At 53.3% G+C, this 20,157-nt stretch carries 17 protein-coding genes; 13 read left to right on the top strand and 4 right to left on the bottom strand.

Features of this window, described 5'->3' with window-relative positions; translation table 11 throughout:
* Positions 1–54: 54 nt before the first annotated feature.
* Positions 55–1,557: a carboxypeptidase M32 gene (locus RSX24_RS16100; RefSeq protein ID WP_343261176.1), complete on the bottom strand. Its 1,503-nt coding sequence runs from the start codon at positions 1,555–1,557 to the stop codon at positions 55–57.
* A 251-nt stretch (positions 1,558–1,808) separates the two neighbouring features.
* Here RSX24_RS16100 and RSX24_RS16095 point away from each other — a divergent pair, with 251 nt between their 5' ends.
* The 8 genes from RSX24_RS16095 to RSX24_RS16060 all read left to right on the top strand — a co-directional run bounded on the left by RSX24_RS16095 (position 1,809) and on the right by RSX24_RS16060 (position 11,387).
* Positions 1,809–3,410: an ABC transporter substrate-binding protein gene (locus tag RSX24_RS16095; protein ID WP_236415631.1), complete on the top strand. Its 1,602-nt coding sequence runs from the start codon at positions 1,809–1,811 to the stop codon at positions 3,408–3,410.
* A 101-nt stretch (positions 3,411–3,511) separates the two neighbouring features.
* Positions 3,512–4,450: an ABC transporter permease gene (locus RSX24_RS16090; RefSeq protein WP_438286840.1), complete on the top strand. Its 939-nt coding sequence runs from the start codon at positions 3,512–3,514 to the stop codon at positions 4,448–4,450.
* 41 nt (positions 4,451–4,491) lie between these two features.
* Positions 4,492–5,415, top strand: a complete 924-nt coding sequence (locus RSX24_RS16085) for an ABC transporter permease (protein ID WP_343261174.1) — start codon at positions 4,492–4,494, stop codon at positions 5,413–5,415.
* Complete coding sequence (locus RSX24_RS16080; RefSeq protein ID WP_343261173.1) at positions 5,393–6,412, top strand: ABC transporter ATP-binding protein; 1,020 nt, start codon at positions 5,393–5,395, stop codon at positions 6,410–6,412. Before RSX24_RS16085 ends, RSX24_RS16080 begins: the two co-directional genes overlap by 23 nt.
* Positions 6,396–7,379 (top strand): ABC transporter ATP-binding protein, encoded by a 984-nt coding sequence (locus tag RSX24_RS16075; RefSeq protein ID WP_343261172.1) that lies wholly within the window; start codon positions 6,396–6,398, stop codon positions 7,377–7,379. The genes RSX24_RS16080 and RSX24_RS16075 overlap by 17 nt, the downstream gene beginning before the upstream one ends.
* Before the next feature lie 45 nt (positions 7,380–7,424).
* Positions 7,425–8,663, top strand: a complete 1,239-nt coding sequence (locus RSX24_RS16070; RefSeq protein WP_343261171.1) for a M20 metallopeptidase family protein — start codon at positions 7,425–7,427, stop codon at positions 8,661–8,663.
* On the top strand, positions 8,656–10,455 hold the full coding sequence (locus tag RSX24_RS16065) for a M28 family peptidase (RefSeq protein WP_343261170.1): 1,800 nt from the start codon (positions 8,656–8,658) through the stop codon (positions 10,453–10,455). The genes RSX24_RS16070 and RSX24_RS16065 overlap by 8 nt, the downstream gene beginning before the upstream one ends.
* A gap of 173 nt (positions 10,456–10,628) precedes the next feature.
* A complete protein-coding gene (locus tag RSX24_RS16060; RefSeq protein ID WP_343261169.1) occupies positions 10,629–11,387 on the top strand; it encodes an SDR family NAD(P)-dependent oxidoreductase in 759 nt (252 codons plus the stop codon).
* A gap of 65 nt (positions 11,388–11,452) precedes the next feature.
* Here RSX24_RS16060 and RSX24_RS16055 read toward each other — a convergent pair whose 3' ends face one another.
* Positions 11,453–12,379 carry a LysR family transcriptional regulator gene (locus RSX24_RS16055; protein WP_343261168.1) on the bottom strand — a complete coding sequence of 309 codons (927 nt, stop codon included), beginning with the start codon at positions 12,377–12,379 and terminating at the stop codon, positions 11,453–11,455.
* Positions 12,380–12,705: 326 nt separating this feature from the next.
* On the opposite strand from RSX24_RS16055, the gene RSX24_RS16050 reads away from it, so the two are divergent.
* A complete protein-coding gene (locus RSX24_RS16050) occupies positions 12,706–13,155 on the top strand; it encodes a GNAT family N-acetyltransferase (RefSeq protein ID WP_343261167.1) in 450 nt (149 codons plus the stop codon).
* A 132-nt stretch (positions 13,156–13,287) separates the two neighbouring features.
* On the opposite strand, the gene RSX24_RS16045 is transcribed toward RSX24_RS16050, so the two are convergent.
* Positions 13,288–14,169: an SDR family NAD(P)-dependent oxidoreductase gene (locus RSX24_RS16045; protein ID WP_343261166.1), complete on the bottom strand. Its 882-nt coding sequence runs from the start codon at positions 14,167–14,169 to the stop codon at positions 13,288–13,290.
* 141 nt (positions 14,170–14,310) lie between these two features.
* On the opposite strand from RSX24_RS16045, the gene RSX24_RS16040 reads away from it, so the two are divergent.
* Positions 14,311–14,769: a MarR family winged helix-turn-helix transcriptional regulator gene (locus tag RSX24_RS16040; protein WP_343261165.1), complete on the top strand. Its 459-nt coding sequence runs from the start codon at positions 14,311–14,313 to the stop codon at positions 14,767–14,769.
* 156 nt (positions 14,770–14,925) lie between these two features.
* Here RSX24_RS16040 and RSX24_RS16035 read toward each other — a convergent pair whose 3' ends face one another.
* Complete coding sequence (locus RSX24_RS16035) at positions 14,926–17,193, bottom strand: alpha/beta hydrolase family protein (RefSeq protein ID WP_343261164.1); 2,268 nt, start codon at positions 17,191–17,193, stop codon at positions 14,926–14,928.
* A 397-nt stretch (positions 17,194–17,590) separates the two neighbouring features.
* Here RSX24_RS16035 and RSX24_RS16030 point away from each other — a divergent pair, with 397 nt between their 5' ends.
* From RSX24_RS16030 to RSX24_RS16020, 3 genes are all read left to right on the top strand, one after another.
* On the top strand, positions 17,591–18,583 hold the full coding sequence (locus RSX24_RS16030; RefSeq protein ID WP_343261163.1) for a hypothetical protein: 993 nt from the start codon (positions 17,591–17,593) through the stop codon (positions 18,581–18,583).
* A 1-nt stretch (position 18,584) separates the two neighbouring features.
* Positions 18,585–19,259: a hypothetical protein gene (locus RSX24_RS16025; RefSeq protein WP_343261162.1), complete on the top strand. Its 675-nt coding sequence runs from the start codon at positions 18,585–18,587 to the stop codon at positions 19,257–19,259.
* 336 nt (positions 19,260–19,595) lie between these two features.
* Positions 19,596–20,153, top strand: a complete 558-nt coding sequence (locus RSX24_RS16020) for a helix-turn-helix domain-containing protein (protein WP_343261161.1) — start codon at positions 19,596–19,598, stop codon at positions 20,151–20,153.
* Positions 20,154–20,157: the final 4 nt, after the last annotated feature.

Here is a 20,157-nt window from a genome sequence, read left to right as displayed (position 1 = left end):
TTCCCGAAAAGAAATCATTTCCGGTTGTGTTTTGCTGCATTGGGTTTGTTGCGCTCACAACGAATATAACCGTTCGTATTTCTCGGTCAAATAACGAATCAATGGAGCGGTATCAATGCCTTGTCCCGTAATAGCGTGAATGAGTTCGTCAGCGGAACGCGATTTGCCGTATTGCTGGACATGCGTTGCCAGCCATTCGAGGATCGGTTCAAGTCGGTCCTCTTCGACCAGTTGGTCGTAGTCGGAAAGGTCTCGGCGGATCGCTTCATGAAGCTGCGCAGCGTAGACGAAACCGAGCGTATACGAAGGGAACAGTCCAAACCCGGCAGACCAATGCCCGTCCTGCAGAATGCCCTCCAGATGGGATGGCGGACGCACGCCGAGATATTCCTCGTACTTGTCGTTCCAGGCTTCAGGCAATGCATCGTAATCGACTTCCCCGGCAATGATAGCCAGTTCCAGTTCGTATCGAATGATAAGGTGCAGGTTGTAGGTCAGCTCGTCCGCCTCGAAACGGTTCAGCGAAGGCCGTACGGCGTTCAGAGCTAAATAAAATTCGTCCAGCTCAACATTGGCGAACGGGTCCGGCTGCAATTGCTGCAGGCCTGGATAATGGTTCTGCCAGAAGCCCTTGTGCCTGCCGATAAATTTTTCGAAAAAGATGGATTGGGATTCATGTATGCCGTAGGAGGTAAAGATGCCAAGACCGGTATGGATCAATTCGGGATCGATATGCTGGGTATAGAGCGAGTGGCCGCCTTCGTGGAGCGCGCTCCATAATGAAATGCGCACGTCATTTTCTACATATTTCGACGCCACCCGCGCGTCATGGGGGTTAATGGCTGAGCTAAAAGGATGTACCGTTGCGCCGAATTTACCGGCATCGAAGTCGTATCGTATTGCATTTAACAACTGTATTCCAAGCTGTTCTTGTTTATCCAACGGAAACGGCCGAGTGAAGATGGATGTGTCCGGCTGTCTTGGCGCGGAGGTTACGCGTGCAATCAGGGGCAACAACGCCGATTTCAATTCTCCGAAGATACGGTTCAAGGTTCGGGCATTCAAATCGGGATCGAATTGCTGCACCAGCGCATCGTACGGATGCTCGTCATATCCCCAGTAGGAAGCAAATTTCAGGCTGAGATCGAAAATGGATTTCAGATGAGGAGCGAACAGGGAAAAATCATTGGCTGCCCTGGCTTCGAGCCAGGCTACGCTTGCGAGTCCTTGCCGATCTACGAATGCTCGATATTCCTCCACAGGGATAGCGCTCCAGCGCGTAAAAGCTCTGCGATGCTCTCGTACAATCCGCTTCGTGAGATCATCCGCATGTTCATCAGAATCTGCTTCTTCCAAAAGCTTGCCGAATTCCGGGTCCCTTTGTAATTTGAACAATTCTTCGGCAAGTGTACCTTTGGCACGTGCGGCGTGGATCGCGCCTTTGCGCGGCGCACCTGTTCGGGCATCCCAGTTCAGCAGGGTGAGCACCTGTTTGTAATGTTCGATTTTTTCGATATGTTGAAGCAATTTCGGATGCAGGTTCGTGATCGTTGGCATCGGTCAAGCTCCTTTCCCATAATCAGGATAATTTTTCAAGTATCTTAGCATCCGGCGTTTGTGGGTGTAAACGAAATCGACCCACTTTGTGGATTAACAAAAAATGAATTCATAGTTTATAAATGCTTATTTTACAAAACGCAGGCCTCCGTTTAGCCTTAGATTAAATTTCACTAATCCGACAAGTTAAGTCGTGATTATCGTTCCTGTCGGGCCTTACCCATCGGGAAGAATAGAAAGGGGATTGTCTTATGAAAAACAAATGGAAACCTGCGCTGCTCTTGATCCTGATCGTGCTGCTGCTCGCCGGCTGCGCTTCGGGAGGTCAGGGGCAAACGACGCAGGGAGCAGCTGCGTCCGGGAATGACGCACCCGCATCGGCCGAAGGCGAGGCCAAGCAAGGCCAGGTGCTGAATATCGGATATCCGACTCAGCCCGTGACGCTGGACGCCCACATTTCCTCCAATACGGCCGTAAAGGACGTGTCCCGCGAAATTTACGAACAATTGGTTACGCTGGACCAAAACGCCCAAGTCATTCCGCTATTGGCCGAGTCCTACGAAGTTAGCGAGGATCGATTGACGTACACGTTCCATCTTCGCCAAGGCGTGAAGTTTCACAATGGCAAGGAACTCCAAGCCGAGGATGTCGAGGCTTCATTGAATCGCTGGATCAGGCTGTCCAGCCATGGGAAAGCCAATTTTGTCGGTGCCGTTGCCAAAGCCAAAGACAAATATACGGTGGAGCTTCAGTTGAAAACGCCGTTCTTGCTGACGCTGCAGCTGTTGGCCGACCCCATTCCGGCTGCTGCCATTTATCCAAAAGAGGTGGTCGAAGCGGCCGAGGATACGGGCATTAAAGAGTTCATCGGCACAGGGCCTTATCAATTGGAGGAATGGAAGCAAGATCAGTACATTCACCTGAAGAAGTTCGATGATTACAGTGCGCGAACCGAACCGGCCGACGGTGCGGGAGGCAAAAAGGAAGCGATCGCCAGCGATCTCTACTTCCGCTTCGTGACGGATGAGTCCACGCGGTTGGCCGGGATTGCTTCCGGGGAGTACGACATTGCGCTCAACATTTCGGTGGACAATGAGCAGCAGGTCGCTTCGAATCCGGATCTGCAGACGTATCTGAGTCCGGGCGGTCTGATCGCTTACTTCTATAACAGCCAGAACGGCCTATTTCAGAACGTGAAGCTGCGTCAGGCGGTCAACGCGATCCAGAATGCGGACGACATCCTGACATCGACGTTCCGGGACGAGCAATTTTATGTCAAAACATCCTCCCTGGTCCTGCCGGAATTCCCGAACTGGTACTCGGAGAAAGGCAAGGAAGCCTATAGCCAGGCGAATGCCGAGAAAGCCAAGCAGCTATTGCAAGAAGCGGGATACAACGGGGAGGAGATTACCATCTTCACCACTCGTGATTACGTGGACCAATACAATGTGGCCGTCGTGCTCCAGCAAGAGCTTGAATCGATCGGGGTGAAGGTGAAGCTCGATGTGTACGATTGGCCTACCTTGCAGGAGAAGCTTGCGACAGGAAAGGGATGGGACATCTATCCGATGAGTTATGCATTCCGGCCAACGTTCTACCAGTATTCGTTCTGGGGAGGGGCGGCTGGGCTGCTGAAGAGCGAGAAGCTGGATGAGCTTCTTCAAGGCATTCGAACTGCTTCATCGGTGGAAGAAGCACGTCCGTTGATCGATGGACTGCAACAATTTGTATGGGACGAGGTGCCCTTCTCCATCATTGGGCACTCGAAACAAATTACGGCGCTGTCCAAAAACGTTCAGGGATTCCAAAACATCCTCGGACCGATTTTCTGGAATACGTCCAATACCAAGTAAAAAAGGCGGCAAATCGGCAGCCCAAGCTGCGGCGCATTCACGCATAAAGGCTGCCATTCTGCTAACTGATGCGAAGCGGGGGGATTTGATTGGGAGGATACATGGTTCGCCGGTTGCTTTCGCTGGTGCCTGTGCTGTTCGTTGTGGCGGTGGTCGTGTTCTCTATCATCCATCTGACGCCCGGCGATCCGGCGGCGATTCTGCTGGGTGAGGAGGCAACCCAGGCCGACATTGACGAAATGCGAAGCCGGATGGGACTGGATCGCCCGATTTACGAGCAATTCGGCATTTGGCTGCTGGGCCTGCTCTCCGGCGATTTGGGACAATCCGTTTTTCTGGACAAACCGGTTGTGCAAGCTTTCGTGGAAAGGTTGGGACCCACGTTGTCTCTTGCCATCCTTGCCCAGATCATCGGTATTGCGCTGGCATTGACGCTAGGCATCACTGCGGCTAGACACAGAGGTGGCATCGTGGACCAATTCATCATGGGGTTCTCGATGTTAGGCATCTCCATACCAAGCTTTTTGCTCGGCTCCCTGCTGGTCATCCTGTTCGGGGTCAAGCTGCAATGGCTTCCCGTTGCAGGATATCAACCGCTGGAGTCAGGCTTGTGGTCACACCTGAAATACTTGCTGTTGCCCGGCATTGTGCTGGGCGTAATCCAAGCTGCCCTGATCGCACGCATGACGAGAGCGTCCATTCTGGACGTGCTGTCGGAGAACTTCATCAAAACGGCCAAAGCCAAGGGTGTAAAGGAAAAATGGATCATTTACACACATGTGCTCCGGGTTGCGTTCATTCCCATCCTGACTGTCATCGGCGAATCCTTTGGCGGTCTCGTCACAGGTGCAGCCGTCATCGAAACGCTGTTCAATATTCCGGGCGTGGGGCAATTGATCGTCAATTCCATTAGCCGCCGTGACTACACGGTTATTCAGGGCTCGGTGCTGCTCGTGACCGTGGCATACGTATTCGTGAACTTGATCGTCGATTTGTTATACGGCGTGGTTGATCCGCGCGTTCGTCTGAATAAAAAATAATTTCATCGTCATTAATTTTGACTACAAAAGGAGGAACGCCTATGTCGGCGAATTCGGGAGCCGCCCTGGCCCCGGCCGGGCTCCGCTCCGCCACGAACCGGCGCTTGGCCTTCAAGCGCATCACGCATAACCGCCTACTGGTGACGGGGGCGTTCATTCTGTTCCTGCTCTTGCTGCTCATTAGCTTCGGGCCGCTTCTGACACCATACGGCCCGTTGGAGATTGATCCGGTCAACCGCCTGAAAGGGCCCAGTCTGGCTCATCCGTTCGGCACGGACAACTTCGGTCGCGACGTATTCACCCGCGCGGTGTACGGACTGCGCATTTCGGTCATCGTGGGATTGGCGGTGACGGCCATCTCGTCGCTGATCGGCATGCTGGTTGGATTGCTGTCGGCCAGTTACATGCTGTTGGACCATATCCTGATGCGCATCTGCGACGGGTTGTTCGCGTTCCCTTCCATCTTGCTCGCCATTTCGATCATGGCTGCACTCGGACCGCGTCAGGTGAATGTCGTCATCGCCTTAAGCATCATTTTCATTCCATCCGTGGCGCGAATCATTCGGGCCAAGGCGCTTGTGGTCAGGGAACTGACCTACATCGAGGCGTTGCATGCCCAAGGGGCAAGCCGTTGGCGGATCATCTGGATCCATATGGCTCCCAACACCTTATCGCCGCTCATCATTCAGGCCACGTTCATTTTTGCGGTATCCATTCTGACGGAAGCGTCGCTCAGTTTCCTTGGTGCGGGCATCCCATCGCCTGCGCCGAGTCTCGGAAACATGCTGTTCGACGGCAAAAACGTCATCTATAACGCTTGGTGGATGACCGTGTTTCCCGGCAGCTTCCTGCTGCTGGTCGTACTCGGCCTGAATTTGTTCGGCGACGGGCTCAGGGACCTGATGGACCCGCATGCACGCAAGGCGAAAGGAGGGAAGCGCCGTGGAAAAAGAGCCGCTGCTTGACGTACGGGACTTGAAAGTGTCCATTGCTACCGAACGAGGAACCATTCATGCGGTGGATGGCGTCACCTTCCGCGTTCATGCGGGAGAGACGCTTGGCATTGTAGGTGAATCCGGTTGCGGCAAAAGCGTCACCGCCGAATCGATCCTACGACTGTTTGACGAAGAGGCCGTACGGTACGGCGGAGAGGTCCGCTATGAGGGAACCAACTTGCTTGCGTTGTCCGGGCGGGAGATGGAGCGTATTCGAGGCAACGACATCTCGATGATTTTCCAGGACCCGATGTCTTCCTTGAATCCGGTGCATACCATCGGTAAGCAGATTGCCGAAAGTTTGAGGCTCCATCGGGGGTTACGAGGCAAAAAGGCAAAAGAAGCGGCGGTGGAATTGCTGCGCAAAACGGGCATTCCGTCCCCGGAACGTCGTGTTGACGAGCACCCGCATGAAATATCGGGCGGCATGCGGCAGCGCGTCATGATCGCGATGGCCTTGGCTTGCAATCCCAAGCTGCTCATTGCGGATGAGCCGACTACAGCGCTCGATGTCACGATTCAGGCGCAGATCCTGGATTTGATCTCCAGCTTAAAGAATGAAAACCGCATGGGCGTCATCCTGATCACGCATGATCTGGGGGTCGTCGCCGAAACATGCTCCAGAGTGGCAGTCATGTATTTGGGCCAAGTCGTGGAGGAAGCGGATGTGGATGACCTGTTCTTCAACCCCCAGCATCCGTACACGTCGGGGCTGATGAGCTCCATCCCCCGGATTGACGGGGATCGCAGCGAGAAGCTGCATGTCATCGAAGGTACGGTGCCCTCCCTCCACCATGTTCCGGCCGGTTGCCGGTTCGCCTCCAGATGCGCGCATGCCAGCGAACGCTGCCTGAAGGAGACCCCGCCCTTGAAGGGCATCGGGGAAAATCATAAAGTGCGCTGCTGGTATCCGGGTATCGCAGCGGCGACGCAGGAGAGGGGGGAGGAATATGAGCACATTGTCTGAGGAGCAGCCGCTGCTGCATATCGACGGATTGACCAAACATTTTCCGGTGAAATCGTCTCTGGGCAGAACGAAGGGCCAAGTCAAGGCTGTGAACGGTGTATCTTTTGACGTCCATGCCGGGCAGACCTTCGGACTTGTGGGCGAGTCGGGCTGCGGCAAAAGCACGCTCGGCCGAACGATCCTTCGATTGATCGAACCGACGTCCGGAAACGCCGTTTATGACGGTACGGACATTTTCGGCCTAGGCAAAAGCCAGCTTCGAAGTTACCGCCAGCATATGCAGATGGTATTCCAGGACCCGTACACTTCGCTTGATCCGCGCAAGCGCGTTGGTTACACCATTGAGGAGCCATTGCTGATTCACCGCAAAGGCAGCAAGCGGCAACGGACCGAGAAAGCGTTGGAGCTGCTGTACAAAGTAGGTTTCAACGAGGAGCATTACAGTCGTTATCCGCACGAGTTCTCAGGCGGACAGCGCCAGCGTCTGGGCATTGCCAAAGCGCTGGCGCTCGATCCCAAGCTCATTATCTGTGACGAGCCGGTATCGGCGTTGGATGTCTCCATCCAATCGCAAGTCATTAATCTGCTGGAAGAAGTGCAGCAGGAGAGCGGCATAGCGTATCTGTTTATTGCGCATGATCTGAGCGTGGTACGACACATTGCCGATCGGATCGGAGTGATGTATTTGGGGCATATGGTCGAACAAGGACCGACGGAAGAACTGTTTGCCGATCCGCTGCATCCGTATACAAAATCACTGCTGTCGGCCGTGCCCGTGCCGAATCCGCGCCTGAAGAGAGAGCGGGTCGTCTTGAGCGGAGAAATTCCTTCTCCGCTGAACCCGCCGTCCGGATGCGTGTTTCACACCCGCTGTCCCCATGCGATGGATGTGTGCAGAGCCGTCGTGCCGGACAATCTTGCCGTTGCCCCGGGCAGGGAGGTACAGTGCCACCTTTATCAACACTGACCCGTTCTGATTGTTATATAGGAGAAAGAGAAGGAGGAGTATGATATGAGCTTTGCATGGGTTGCCGAAAAGTGGAAGGATGAAGCGATCCGGCTGCGCCGCCAGTTCCATCAGCATCCTGAACTGGGACATCAGGAATTCGAGACGGCCCAAACCGTTGCGGAGTTTCTGCAGGGAGCCGGTCTGGAAGTGCGGACCGGCGTCGGCGGCACGGGTGTCGTGGGGCTGCTTCATGGAAGCAGGCTGGGAAAGGTGCTGGCACTGCGGGCAGACATGGACGCACTACCGATGGAGGAAAAAACAGGCTTGCCCTTCGCCAGCCTTAATCCGGGGGTGATGCATGCCTGCGGACATGACGTACACACGGCTATTCTATTAGGCACGGCCGCGGCGCTGAGCGAATACCGCGAACATTTGCATGGCACGGTGAAGTTCATATTCCAGCCTGCCGAGGAAGTGAGCGGAGGTGCCACCGACTTGATTACAGACGGCGTGCTGCACAACCCGAAGGTGGACGCCATTGCGGCCCTTCATGTATGGCCGAACTTGCCCGCAGGAACGGTCGGTATCCGCAAGGGGCCGATGCTGGCTGCGGCGGACGCGTTCGATATACGCATTACGGGCAAAGGTGGCCATGCTGCTTATCCCCATCAGACCGTGGATGCCGTCGTGATCGCGGCCCAGGTCATCAGCGCTTTGCAGACGATCGTGTCCAGAAATGCTTCGCCGCTCGATTCCGTCGTGTTGTCGATTACGAAGCTTCAAAGCAACAGCAAGGCGTACAATATCATTGCCGATGAAGTGCTGTTGGCGGGCACTGTCCGCACGCACCGCACCGAAACGCGCGATGCGCTGCCGGAGCGTATCCGGCAATTGGTTCAGCGCGTTGCCGAAGGCTTCGGGGGACAAGCCGAATTGACGTATTATCGGGGAGGCTCGCCCGTCGTAAACGACGACCGGTTCGTGGACGTGATCCGTCAGGCCGGAGAGGCCATCGTGGGGCGGGAAGCTGTCGTTGAACTGCTGGAACCCTCCATGGGGGCCGAAGATTTCGGGGCTTATCTGGAGCATGTGCCGGGTGCGATGTTCCGCTTGGGGACCGTATCGGCGGAAGACGCCAGGTCACAGCTGCCTTTGCACAGCGATTCGATCATCTTTGACGAGCGCGCGATCTTCACGGGCATCGCGATCCTTGGGGAAACGGCGCTACGCTACCTTGGAGGGAATTCGCAGGACGACCTCGTCATCGGGGTGGCCGGAAAGGTGGGCGATGCCCGTGACTGAACGGAAACCACCGATCGGGAAGGCAGGAACGGGGTATTGGACGGAGCGAGAAAGGGAAAAGGAACAGGCTGAACGAGTGCGCCAGACAGCGCTGGAAACCATCCTCGGCAGCATTGATGCTGGCTGTTTGACCGTATATAACGAAAACGTGGCTAAGGAAATACGTCTCTCAGGCTCGGCTGAGGAATTGCGTGCCTTTGAGTACATCCGTGATACGCTGGAGGGTTTCGGGTTGGAGCCAAAGCTGGAATTCCACGACGCGTTCATCAGCTTGCCAGGACACGCGGAACTGATCGTGGGCAGCGTCGCTTACGATGCCATTACGCATGCCATGTCGGCATCGACCGCGCGGTTGGACGTACCGCTTCAATATGTGGACGCGCAGGCCATCGGCGATCATGAGTTCAACGGAGGCGCTGCCGTTGTGCACGGCTTGGCGAACTGGACCGTGTTGGACCGACTTCAGCAGCAAGGAGCGAGCGCCGCGATTTTCATCAACAACGGGACGTACACCCATGAAATGATCGTATCGGCGGTATGGGGGAACCCTGCGTCTTTGGAAGACAGATACCCGGTTATTCCGGTCCTGTCTGTCAACCGGACGGATGGTGAACGAATCAAAGCCCGGCTGGAAAGCGGAAACGATGGCATCGTTCACGCTGTGATCCAGACGGAAGTAACGACCGGCTGGCTCCCTATTCCGACGTTGACGGCGGAAATCCGCGGACAGGCGGAGCCCGAGCAGTTCATTCTGTTCAGCGGCCATGTGGATTCCTGGCATTACGGCGCCATGGATAACGGTTCGGCCAATGCCGTCATGCTGGAGACGGCCCGCGTGCTCTCGTTGTACCGGGAACGTCTGCGGCGAAGCGTCAGGCTGGCCTTCTGGTCCGGCCATTCGCACGGCAGGTATGCAGGCTCTGCGTTATACAGCGATTTGCATTGGGAAGAGCTGTACGAGAATGGCGTATTGCACGTCAACATCGACTCGGTGGGTGCCGTTGGCGCGGTTAGCCTCGGTGCAGCCAACACGATGGCGGAGACGCGCTCCTTGTGCGCAGACGCTGTCCGCGTCGTCACGGAGGAACCCTTCCGCGGGTCGCCTTTCGGCCGAGCCGGTGACCAATCTTTCTGGGGAGTCGGCTTGCCATCGGTCTTCATGGGTTTGTCCTACCAGCCCGACGGTTGGTTCGGCTGGTGGTGGCATACCACCGAGGATACGCTCGACAAGCTGGACCCGGCGCATCTGGTACGCGATTGCAAAGTATATGCCGCTGCCATCTACCATGCCGCATCCGCGCCAATCGTGCCCATCGACCAGCGTGAAGCCGTTCATGCCCTGCAGGACAGGGTGAATGCCTATGCCAAACTGGCGGGAGAGCACCTCGACTTTGGACGCATCGAGCTTCGGCTTCGGCAGCTTGCCCAGACGGTGGACGCATTCTATCGGTTGGTTGCTTCGGTCTCGCCGGGGTTGTCCGAACCGGGCCTTCGGGTTGCGAACCGGGTTGTGCTGGGACTCAGCCGCATATTGGTGCCCCTCAATTATGTACGGGGCAGCGTGTATGGGCATGATCCGGCGATCAGCCAGCCGCTCGTACCGGCATTGGCGGATGCCGAGCTTCTGGCAGCATCCACTCCAGGCAGCGATGTTTATTATCGGTTGCGAACCGGGTTGGTGCGTGAAATGAACCGGTTCGGCCATGAGTTGAAACGAGCGGAACATTTGGTTGCTGCCGGAATGGACGAGTTGGAGAAAGCGGAAGCTCCCGCACATGTCGGGAACCATTGAATTCGGGAAAATGGGTGAAGAACATGCGTGAATGTGATCATCGTCGAGGTGAACAGGACGAAGAGGCGCGACTCGTCGATTTCAATCCGGCAAGCCTGGGCTTTGTAAAAGGATGAAGGGTTGCCCGTTGCGGGCATGAACACAACATAGATGATAAAAAGGAGTACGGATGCATGCCAGATCATCGATTCATTGGCAAAAAAGTAGTGATTACCGGGGCGGCAGGCGTGTTCGGCCGCTGGATTGCACGTGCTTATGCCGCTGAAGGAGCAAGGCTGTTTTTGACGGATCTACGCGAGGAGCCGTTGCGAAATGCTGCTTCTTCGTTGGAGGCGGTGGAGGTTCATAGGCATGCGGCCGACCTTACCGACGAAAATTCGGTGGACGGGTTGATCGCAGCGGTACAGCAGCATTGGGGGGCGCCCGATATCGTTATCAATAATGCGGGTATCTATCCATATCGGACATTGATGGAGATGGACCTGAAACAATGGAACGAGACGCTGGACCTGAATCTGGCCGCCCCGTTCCTGTTGACCCAGCGTTTTGCCAAACGGATGATCGAGAACGAAGTGCCGGGTTCGTTTATCAACATTAGTTCAGGGGCCGCCAGCACGGCTGGCGTAGGTATGGGTAATTATTCGGTCTCCAAGGTTGGTTTGGAAATGCTGACCAAAACGTTTGCACTGGAGCTGGCCCCGTACCATATTAGAGTGAACGCGGTAGTTCCCGGTTACGCTCCGGGCAGCGAGGTAAGCGTGATGACGGAAGAGCACACGGAAATGATGATTCGTATTACGCCGCTTGGTCGCACTTCGGGCCCGGATGACGCGCCGCAAGCCATTTTGTATCTGACATCGGAACAGGCCAGCTTTATTACAGGGGCTGTGTTAACGGTGGATGGCGGACGTACGGCAGGGAGACTGAAGTAGGCTGAATTAGGCCGCACTGCCTTCAAGCCCGAACGCTAAAAAACTGCGGCACTGAGCCGCAGCTTTTACTCTGCCCGCGCGATCGGCGCCGGGGGCTGAAATTCGGGAATATGCAAATGGCGTTGCAGCAACGCGGAGCGAATATCCTGCATCAGTTTTGTCCCCGCAGAGCCTATGGGCATGTTGCGTTTGCGCAGAATGCCGACAAGCGGTCCGACGTTTAAATCTGATAGTTTTCTTATCGTTGTACCCGGAATTTCGGGAGCAATCGTTCCCACCGGAGCGATCGTGATCCCCAGTTTCGCTTGCACGTAGTACTTGTGCGATCGGATATTGCTGATTTCAATGGCCTGATAATCGTTTCCGATGTGTTCTTTCAACAGTTGTTCGATGCGGATCCGGATGGGGCAATTGGGAGGCGTGAATAACAGATGGTGGTCCTTCAGGTCTTTAAGACGGACTTCATTCATTTCGGCAAAAGGGTGATCCTCGTATACGAGCAGTGCCATCGGCTCAAACAGCAGCGGGTGAAACTCGGTATCCAGGCTGGCTTCCGGTGAAGGGCAAACGGCGAAATCGAGCTGCTCGTCAATCAAAAGTTCGTTCAGCAGCTTGCTGTCCCCGATGCGAACGTTTAGTTTGACTTTGGAATGATGCGCCCTGAATGCGGAGAGGATGGCTGGCAACCGATGGCTTGCCGTAGGCTCCGAAACGCCTAACCGTACATACCCTGCTTCGCCTTGTTGAATATCCGCAATGGTATGTGTCAGGAAATCGTATTCCCTCAGCAGCATTTCGGCACGTGCATAGAATATTTTCCCCGCTTCCGTCAGCTCGATCTTTTTGCCCCGATGAATCAGTTTGGCGCCGAGATCGGCTTCAAGCTTCTGCATGTGCAGCGTAATCGCTGGCTGAGAATACTGCAGCGCTTCTGCGGCCTGCTGGAAACTGCCCAGCTTCACGATGGTCTGAAAGGTTTTGATCATTCTCATTTCCATGGCATACACCTTTCTTTTTATATCGAGTTTGGATGCATGACGGCATTGTGACGGGCGTTGCTTGTTAAGTAGTATAGCATAGTTCCTCCTGGATTTGGTAAGCTTGTCTGCATGCGTACGGATAGATCGGATTCGTTTCGGAAGGGATGTCCTGGATGCAGATGGCTGTGGAATGTGCACGGCGTAACTTTTAGGCGTTCAGAGACTCTGATATTGACTAAGATAGGTTATACTTAAGCCCAGGAGCCATGAAGTTTCGTTTTGGTGGGCTAAGGGCTTTTTCGTTTTAATGCGAATGGTGGAAAAAGGAGAATGTATCCATGGATGTGCAGGTGAACATGCGACGGGCTGCAAAGGAAGACCAGGACAAGCTCGCCGATCTGCGGGCGGTTGTGTTGTATGACGATTTAAACCGCTTGGGCAGATATGACGATGTGAACGTGCGCGCGCGGTTCCGAAAGACATTCGATCCTGAGCATACGTGGATCATTGAGGTGGACGGGAATGAGGCCGGATGCGTGGCGCTGAAGCCGAAGGGCGAAGATGCGTATTTACTGGAGCATTTCTACATTGATCCTGCGTATCAGGGCAGGCGCATCGGTACACATGTGCTGAAGACATTGCTTGCGAGAGCCGAGGTGCAGGGGCGGATCGTTCATCTGAACGTCCTGCAAGGCAGTGCGGCACGGCGGTTGTACGAACGTTTCGGTTTTGCGGTGGACAGCGAGGATGAGGTGGACGTGTTTATGTCTGTACGGAGTTCTGAATAATGCGGGAGCAGTCAGTTGAAGCTTAGACGCAGCCTTTTGGCAGCTAGCTTCGGATAGACTGAAGGAGGGGCAATGAAGCCCCTTTTTTGTGTTGTCCGGAAGTTCATGAATCATGGCAACTGCTGTACTTGTTTATTTCAAATATCCGCGTTCTGCAAGCAAGGTTTCGGTATCACGCCACAGCTGCTGCTGTAACGCCACGTCCCGGGCAGGGGCGACAGCGTGGATCTCTTTTCCCGTCCCTACATTAAAATAACCTCCTGTGACCTGCCCATATTTGGGCTCCGTTACCAAGCGCACCATCATATCCGTGCCCCGGCGCGGGTCGCCGATGCGGAGTGCGTTCAGGATGCGTTCGAGCACGGATGCGAACCGGAGTTCACGGCCAAGTCCGGTTACGTTGAAGCCGGGGTTCAGGGCATTCGTCGATATGCCGCTGCCTGCGCATCGGCGCGCCAATTCAGCGGTGAACATAATATTAAGCAGCTTGGTTTTGCCATAGATCGGGGAGGATCCGCGCGCCGTGAAGGGAGATGTGTCGGTCAAATCATCCGGCAAGGTCAGCGTTCCGTGACGGCGCGAAGCTTCGGATGCGACATTGACGATCCGCGCCTTCCCGGCATTTCGCAGGGAAGTCAGCAGCGTATGCGTGAGCAGCCATGGCGACAGGTAATTGACGGCCATCATTTCGGGCAATCCTTCGGACGTTGTGCGAGGTTCGAACGCATGCAGCCCGGCATTGTTGAGGAGTACGTCGATTTTCGGGAAAGCCGTGCCGATTTCTTGTCCGATGCGCTGCACGTCCTGCATGGAAGACAAGTCTCCGTAGAAGAATTGAATCTGCGCGGAAGGCACGGCTTCTACAATGAGCTTATGGGTGGCAGCGGCGCGCTCTCGGCTTCGGGCAGTCAACACCAACTGCATGCCGCGTTTGGCCAGTTCAAGGGCGGCGAGCTGACCGAGCCCGCTGGTGGCGCCGGTAATGACAACGATCGGATGATTGGACTTGGACATGAATCATTCTCCTTTGGCGAATAAAATAAAATCCGTCCTCTGATTTTGACAAGAGACTGCGAGGGGTTATATGATTGATATAAATCAACTATAATGATTAATTGATATTTGTCAATTAAATGAGTGGGAGGAATATTGGAGATGAGGGATTTTCAAGCGGATCTAACTGAACGGGAACGGTTGGAACTCGCGCTCGGAGAGCAGATCCAAGCGTTAATCAGCGCGTCGCATGCACTGCATGTGCAAACGGCGGCACGCTTCGACGCAGCCCTCCAACCTGCGGCATTTCACCTGATTCGCTGGCTGTATTCCCACGGCCAGGCGAGCGCGGCTGCGTTGGCCGAAGCGACGGCCATGGACCGCAGCTCGGTCAGCCGTTTGATCAAACAGCTGGAGCAAGCCGGTTACGTCAGCCGCGAGGTATCGCCGGAAGACCGCCGCGGCGTGCTGCTCTCGCTCACGGAGCAGGGACGGCAGCAGACGATCGAGGCGCTGAAGGAAAAGGAAGATGCGTTTTACGGGCGAATTTCCCATTGGGATGACCAGCGCTTGACTGATTTTACACAGATGCTGAGGGAGTTTAACGGATTGGAGAAATAGAGGGGAGATGAAGCGGCAAAAAAAATCCCATCCGAAACCGAGCATCGCAGCGCTGAAATTCGGAGGGGATCTTTGGTTTATAACCATCAAGTCGGTTAAAGGACGACGTCCTTTTAGATAAAATCTTCCTGTTTATTGCAAAGCATCAGGTAGTATCTACGGCTTGGCGTTGCGGATGCCAATGTCCCGGATGAATAGGTTTCCTTTGGCCGTCTGATCGAACACAAAGCTGATTTTGCGGATTCGTTCCGGGTTAAAATTAGAGTTGGTCTTGGCGAACTCGGCCAGGCTGAAGGCATAATTCTGAAAGATCGGCTCCTTGGTTGTCTGGAAGAAAGCAAACGGCCGTTTTGCAAGCGACCCTTCGAACATCGGCAGCAGGGGGGAAACGCTGCTTAGCGGCAAACGGCCGGCATTTCCTTGGTCATCTTCAACCAAAACGGTTAGATCGACCAGCGCGTCTGTTCCGTCTTCTGCATCATGATCCGCATTCCCGTTAGCCAGGGAGAACACGATGGAACTCTGCTCGGTCGTTTCGATTCCCCGATCAGGCAAAACGACCCTGTAGGCAGGAACGGAAGAAGCTGTCGCGTGATCCCACTCCAGGGAAACGGCGCTATACTGCTCGACCGTATGGGCCATCTCCATCTTCTGCTCCTTCCATCCCCCAAGCGACTCTCCTTCCAAGCGGCCCCCCGACAACGTGGTCGTCTCAGGATCGCTGTCCTCGTCATAACTGCTGATCGTTGTTGTGTTTGCATCCCAATAATTGCTGATATACATCGTCTCGGGAAGCCATTCCCTGGCGTGCCCAAGATCCTGAAACACGGTTTGGTACGCGGCTTGATCCTTCAGCGTGGCTTCCAAAAAAGACGAAATCAGCACTTTTGCCGCCAGTGCTTGCTGCTCCTCGGGAAGAAGCCCGGCCGTATTGAACAGCATGTTTCCCAAGCCGACACCATCGTGTTTGCCCCACTCGTTGTTGAATTGTCCATGGTTGGCTCCGTAAATGTACACATAGGATTTGAAAAATCCGTTGTTACCCGTAAATCGGGTCCGGTGATACTGATTCGCTCCGGCAAACGAAGAGACGTCCATATCGTTGGAGCCGTGCAGGGCCAGATAGTTCACGTCTTTCAAGGCAATCGGTTGTCCGGCCGGTTGATATTGCCCATCGGTGCCGGCAATCGAAACGATGGAACGGATGTTGAAATGATAGTCGAACTTGATGTTGGCATCCTCGGGATAGGATGTCATTTCATTGTAAGCTGCCGCCGTGGTGACGGCTTCGCCACCCCGGGAATGTCCGATCAGCCCGATGCGCTGCATATTCACCTTGCCATAGAACGGATTGCCTTCGGTGGAGTTCCATTTGTCCCATGTCTTGAGATGCTCCAGCATCAGCCATCCCCTGGCGCGATTCTCTCCTTTCAGAACGCTGAACATGAACAGGTCGTTGAATGGAGAAGTGTTCAGGTAGTTTTGATCGATGGAAGCCAGGATGAATCCCCGGCTTGCCAGCAGCTCGCCCAAATAAGCATAACCCGGATCGGAAGGCTCCGTCGCAAGATGATTGCCGTGTACGATCAACACCAGCGGGAACGGACCGTCGCCTTCGGGATACCAGACCGTCCCGTTTAACGGCATCGCTTCCGGCCCGAAACCGAACGTTTTTGTGCGTCTCGCCGCCCATTGGTCCACAAAGGCTGAACCGTCGACGGGTTCGGTTATAAGCATGCCTTGTTCTCCGAGATCTTTGCGAGATGTTGGATCGCTTCGGTAGGTTATCGATTTCACGCGAAATTTCCCAAGCTCCGCCGGATTGGACAATGTCGTGCGGTATTGTTCCGCCGATTTGACGGTTTGTAACGGATACGGCACGGTTAGCTCAGCTTTGCCTTCACTCATGAGCCAGTACCCCAGCATGCAGATCAGAATGAGAGCCGCTGCGGCAGCTGCTCCTGCCGTCCGTTTTTTCCAGCTCTTAGTTTCCCGATAAGCTCCAGCCTTAAATCGATAGAGCACCGCACCGAGCAGGGAAAAGCAAATAATCATTACTAGAGCAACCAGCAGCGTTAACGGGATGGGACCAAAAAAACTGATCGACAACACACAGAACGAAGCAAGCATGGACCACACATATCGTGAAGGCATTTGTTTTGCCCAATGCAGCAACCCGGCAATGATTCCGGTAATACCCAGGATTACGGTCAAAAACAATGAAGTCCCGATTAAATAGTCCGCAACGCTTCGTGATCCCAAATAGTAGTATCCTTGCACCAATCCATTACATAACGTGACTAAGCTTAATACCGTGATCGCACCTGTCCACCCCGGCCCAAGGGGAGAAACGCGCTTCAGGGGCAATGTCGGCAAGGGTATTTTTTTAACGGAACGCTGGTCGTTTACCCTCTGTTTTTGCATGAAAACTCACCTTCCTGTTCATGGTCCATTTTCGTTCAAACGATTCGTACGCTGGATACGTTAAGTATACGAAAGGCATCTTTCAACGGACTGTCTTTTTTCTTACTTTAATATTACGTTTAAGGAATTAAAAGGTTGGGGAAAAGTGGAGGATTTATAATATTATTGATATATATAAACCGCAAAAACATAAACACGTTAACGAAGAGGCAGGACCAAACTGAAGAAGCGAAGCGTTCGCCTTTATCACCGGATTTCCCCTTGAAAAAGGGGATTCAAAAAAATCTGGGGATAACAGCGATCGGAAGATGGTACTGAACTCGCAGTGGCCAAGTGTGATTGATTAATGCGGTTTCTATAGTAACAACGATTATGAAATACAGGGGAGAGAAGATGAATGGGGCATCGTGCAAATCTTTTACTGGTTGAACATCATACATATTCACTGTATTACAGTCACTGGGGCGGCATCTCGATGCCGGAAAATTTGTTTTGGGGCCCGGAAGCAGCATTGGAATTCATCAAACGTCAAGAGCCGACGACAGCATGGCTTGATACGGCCTGGGCAGAAGGGGGCGCGCTGATGGATTTGGATCGTCAAGTGCTGCTCTGGTATGGCGGGGAGGACGTGAATTACGAAATTCCGCTGCGCAGGCACCTGATTCGAATGATGAAGCCGCTATGGCCCGGTTGGTCCATTGAATGGGCATCGGCGGGCATTCTGGATCTGGCTGAATATGTCGGCCATCCCACGGATGAATTGACGGGGCGGACCAACAAGCCTGTAGAGCCTGCTGCATTAGCGCCGGAATCGGCGGAAGGCTGGGTGCGAACGATTGCGAGCATCGTTTTTTCGAACGGGGAACTACGATTATATCCGGCACAGTGGGAGATGGAGGAATATTTGCTGCAAGGTCCCGAACTGCTCGAACACTTGGATCAACATGTCGGACGCACGGAACTGGATTTGAAAGAATGGCCGGAGGAGATTCCGGATCAAGGATTTCATCTCGATATCCCCGCCCGAACGATCCATTTGTGGTATGCCCCTGATCTGGGAGAAGTGATTCGCGAGGTCCGGGAGATTTGGTCAGGCTGGCATGTCGTCGATCTCAAGGACCAATTTGAGGAACATGTTTCTTTGGTACACGGCAAGCTTTGCTTCGTAAACGAGGAACCGGAAAAGCTCACGGAAAGACTACGCCGCTCATTGCTTAGAAACTACACCAGCCCGGTGAACACCATGATGGAAATTGCGCAGCAGCAGGAGGCTGCCGGAAAAAAAATCGAAGTGAATCCACTTGCATTAAAAGACGCCCCACTGGAGATTACGCAAGCGAAAAAAGCACAATTGCTGCAATATGCCATCGCTCGTCTGGGGGATGTGTGAAATGGTAAGCAACCGAGCCTTGAATTCTATTCGAACCCCGATTGGGTCGACCAAAGAACACAAGCTTCGTTCCATCGTTTATGCCATCGTGCTGGGAATCATTATGGGTGTAGCCGCAAAGTTAGTAGACAATGCAAGCATTAACCCCATATTTGATAATATCGGCGGACGCCTGGGGATCTGGGTATTTACGGCGACGCTTTTGTCGGTGTTTAGCTGCTCGCCCAAATGGGCGTCAGCGAACGTTTTTGCGTTTTTTGTTTCCATGCTTGCCGTGTATTACGTGTATACCACGCTGTTCCTGAATTTTTTTCCTGGAAAAGCCATCTTGTTCTGGGGCATATGTGCGTTGATATCTCCAGTCTGTGCGTATGTGATGTGGTATGCGCGTGGAAAAGGGTTTGTCTCTGCTGCGATCCTATCGCTTCCTATTACCTTATTGCTGGCGGAAGGGTATGAATTGCAGAACGCGTACTTGCCAGTTCACACTCATTATTACTTGATACCTTGGTTATACGCGATATACATATTAATGGTCGTAATCCTGCTGGCTGCCATCCCGAAGAACAAAACGAATCTGTTGGTTGGTCTATCTTTAGCAATGATATTATGTTGGATATTTGTACAATGGGATGTGTTAGGCAGGATGTTCGGCGGAATGAACGGTATGTTGTAAAGGAGGATGGTAAACGTTGCTGAAATCGATTCATAGTGTGAAGATGGGCACGGGAGTATAACGTCAGCAAAGAAAGATTTGCGGCGTGCATCGGGCTGTTGAATATTGGGATGAAGTAGGGGGTGAACAGTTTAGCTCACGGGGTCAAGCCCCACGGGCAGAGACGTCTACCCCGGCTACCCATACTAAACCTCCTACGAACAAAAGAGGTCAAACAGTAAAAAACTGGATGACCTCATAATACGAACGGGCAGTTTAGCCCAATACAACGTTTGTAAAACGTACTGTATAATGATATATTTGTATAGTATAATGAACGAAAGGGGATGTTACTTCTTGAATGCTATACACATCAGGATAGGAAACAACCTGCAACGTATTAGAAAACATAGGCAGTTAAGCTTAGATAAGCTTGCTGATTTAACAAAGGTTAGTAAAGGTATGCTTCATCAAATTGAGCGAGGAGAAACGCAGCCCACAGTGACAACCGTGTGGAAAATTGCTACGGGACTCAATATTTCGTTTTCATCTCTACTTAAAGAGGATGAGGCAATAGTATCCATTGCAACTCGAAAAGAAATTCCAGATTTAACAGAAGACAATGGAAATTGTAGAGTATACTTGCTGTTTCCGTTTGACCCCCAAACACGTATTGAAACGTTTACGATTATTCTTAGTCCTACTTGTAACTATGTTTCACTCCCACACAATGATGGGGTTCAAGAGTACATCACAGTTATCTCTGGAGTGTTTAATCTACAGATTAAGGATGAAATATACGCCTTACAAGAAGGACAGGCTATAAGATTTGCAGGCAATGTTGAACACCGTTATATAAATAAATCGGACGAAGATGTGACAATACAGGTTGTTATGTATTATGCGGAATCTTAATTGC

Origin of the sequence: Paenibacillus hubeiensis, from assembly GCF_032334105.1 — a bacterium.
GTDB lineage: Bacteria > Bacillota > Bacilli > Paenibacillales > Paenibacillaceae > Paenibacillus > Paenibacillus hubeiensis.
This window is presented reverse-complemented; position numbering and strand designations above follow the sequence as displayed.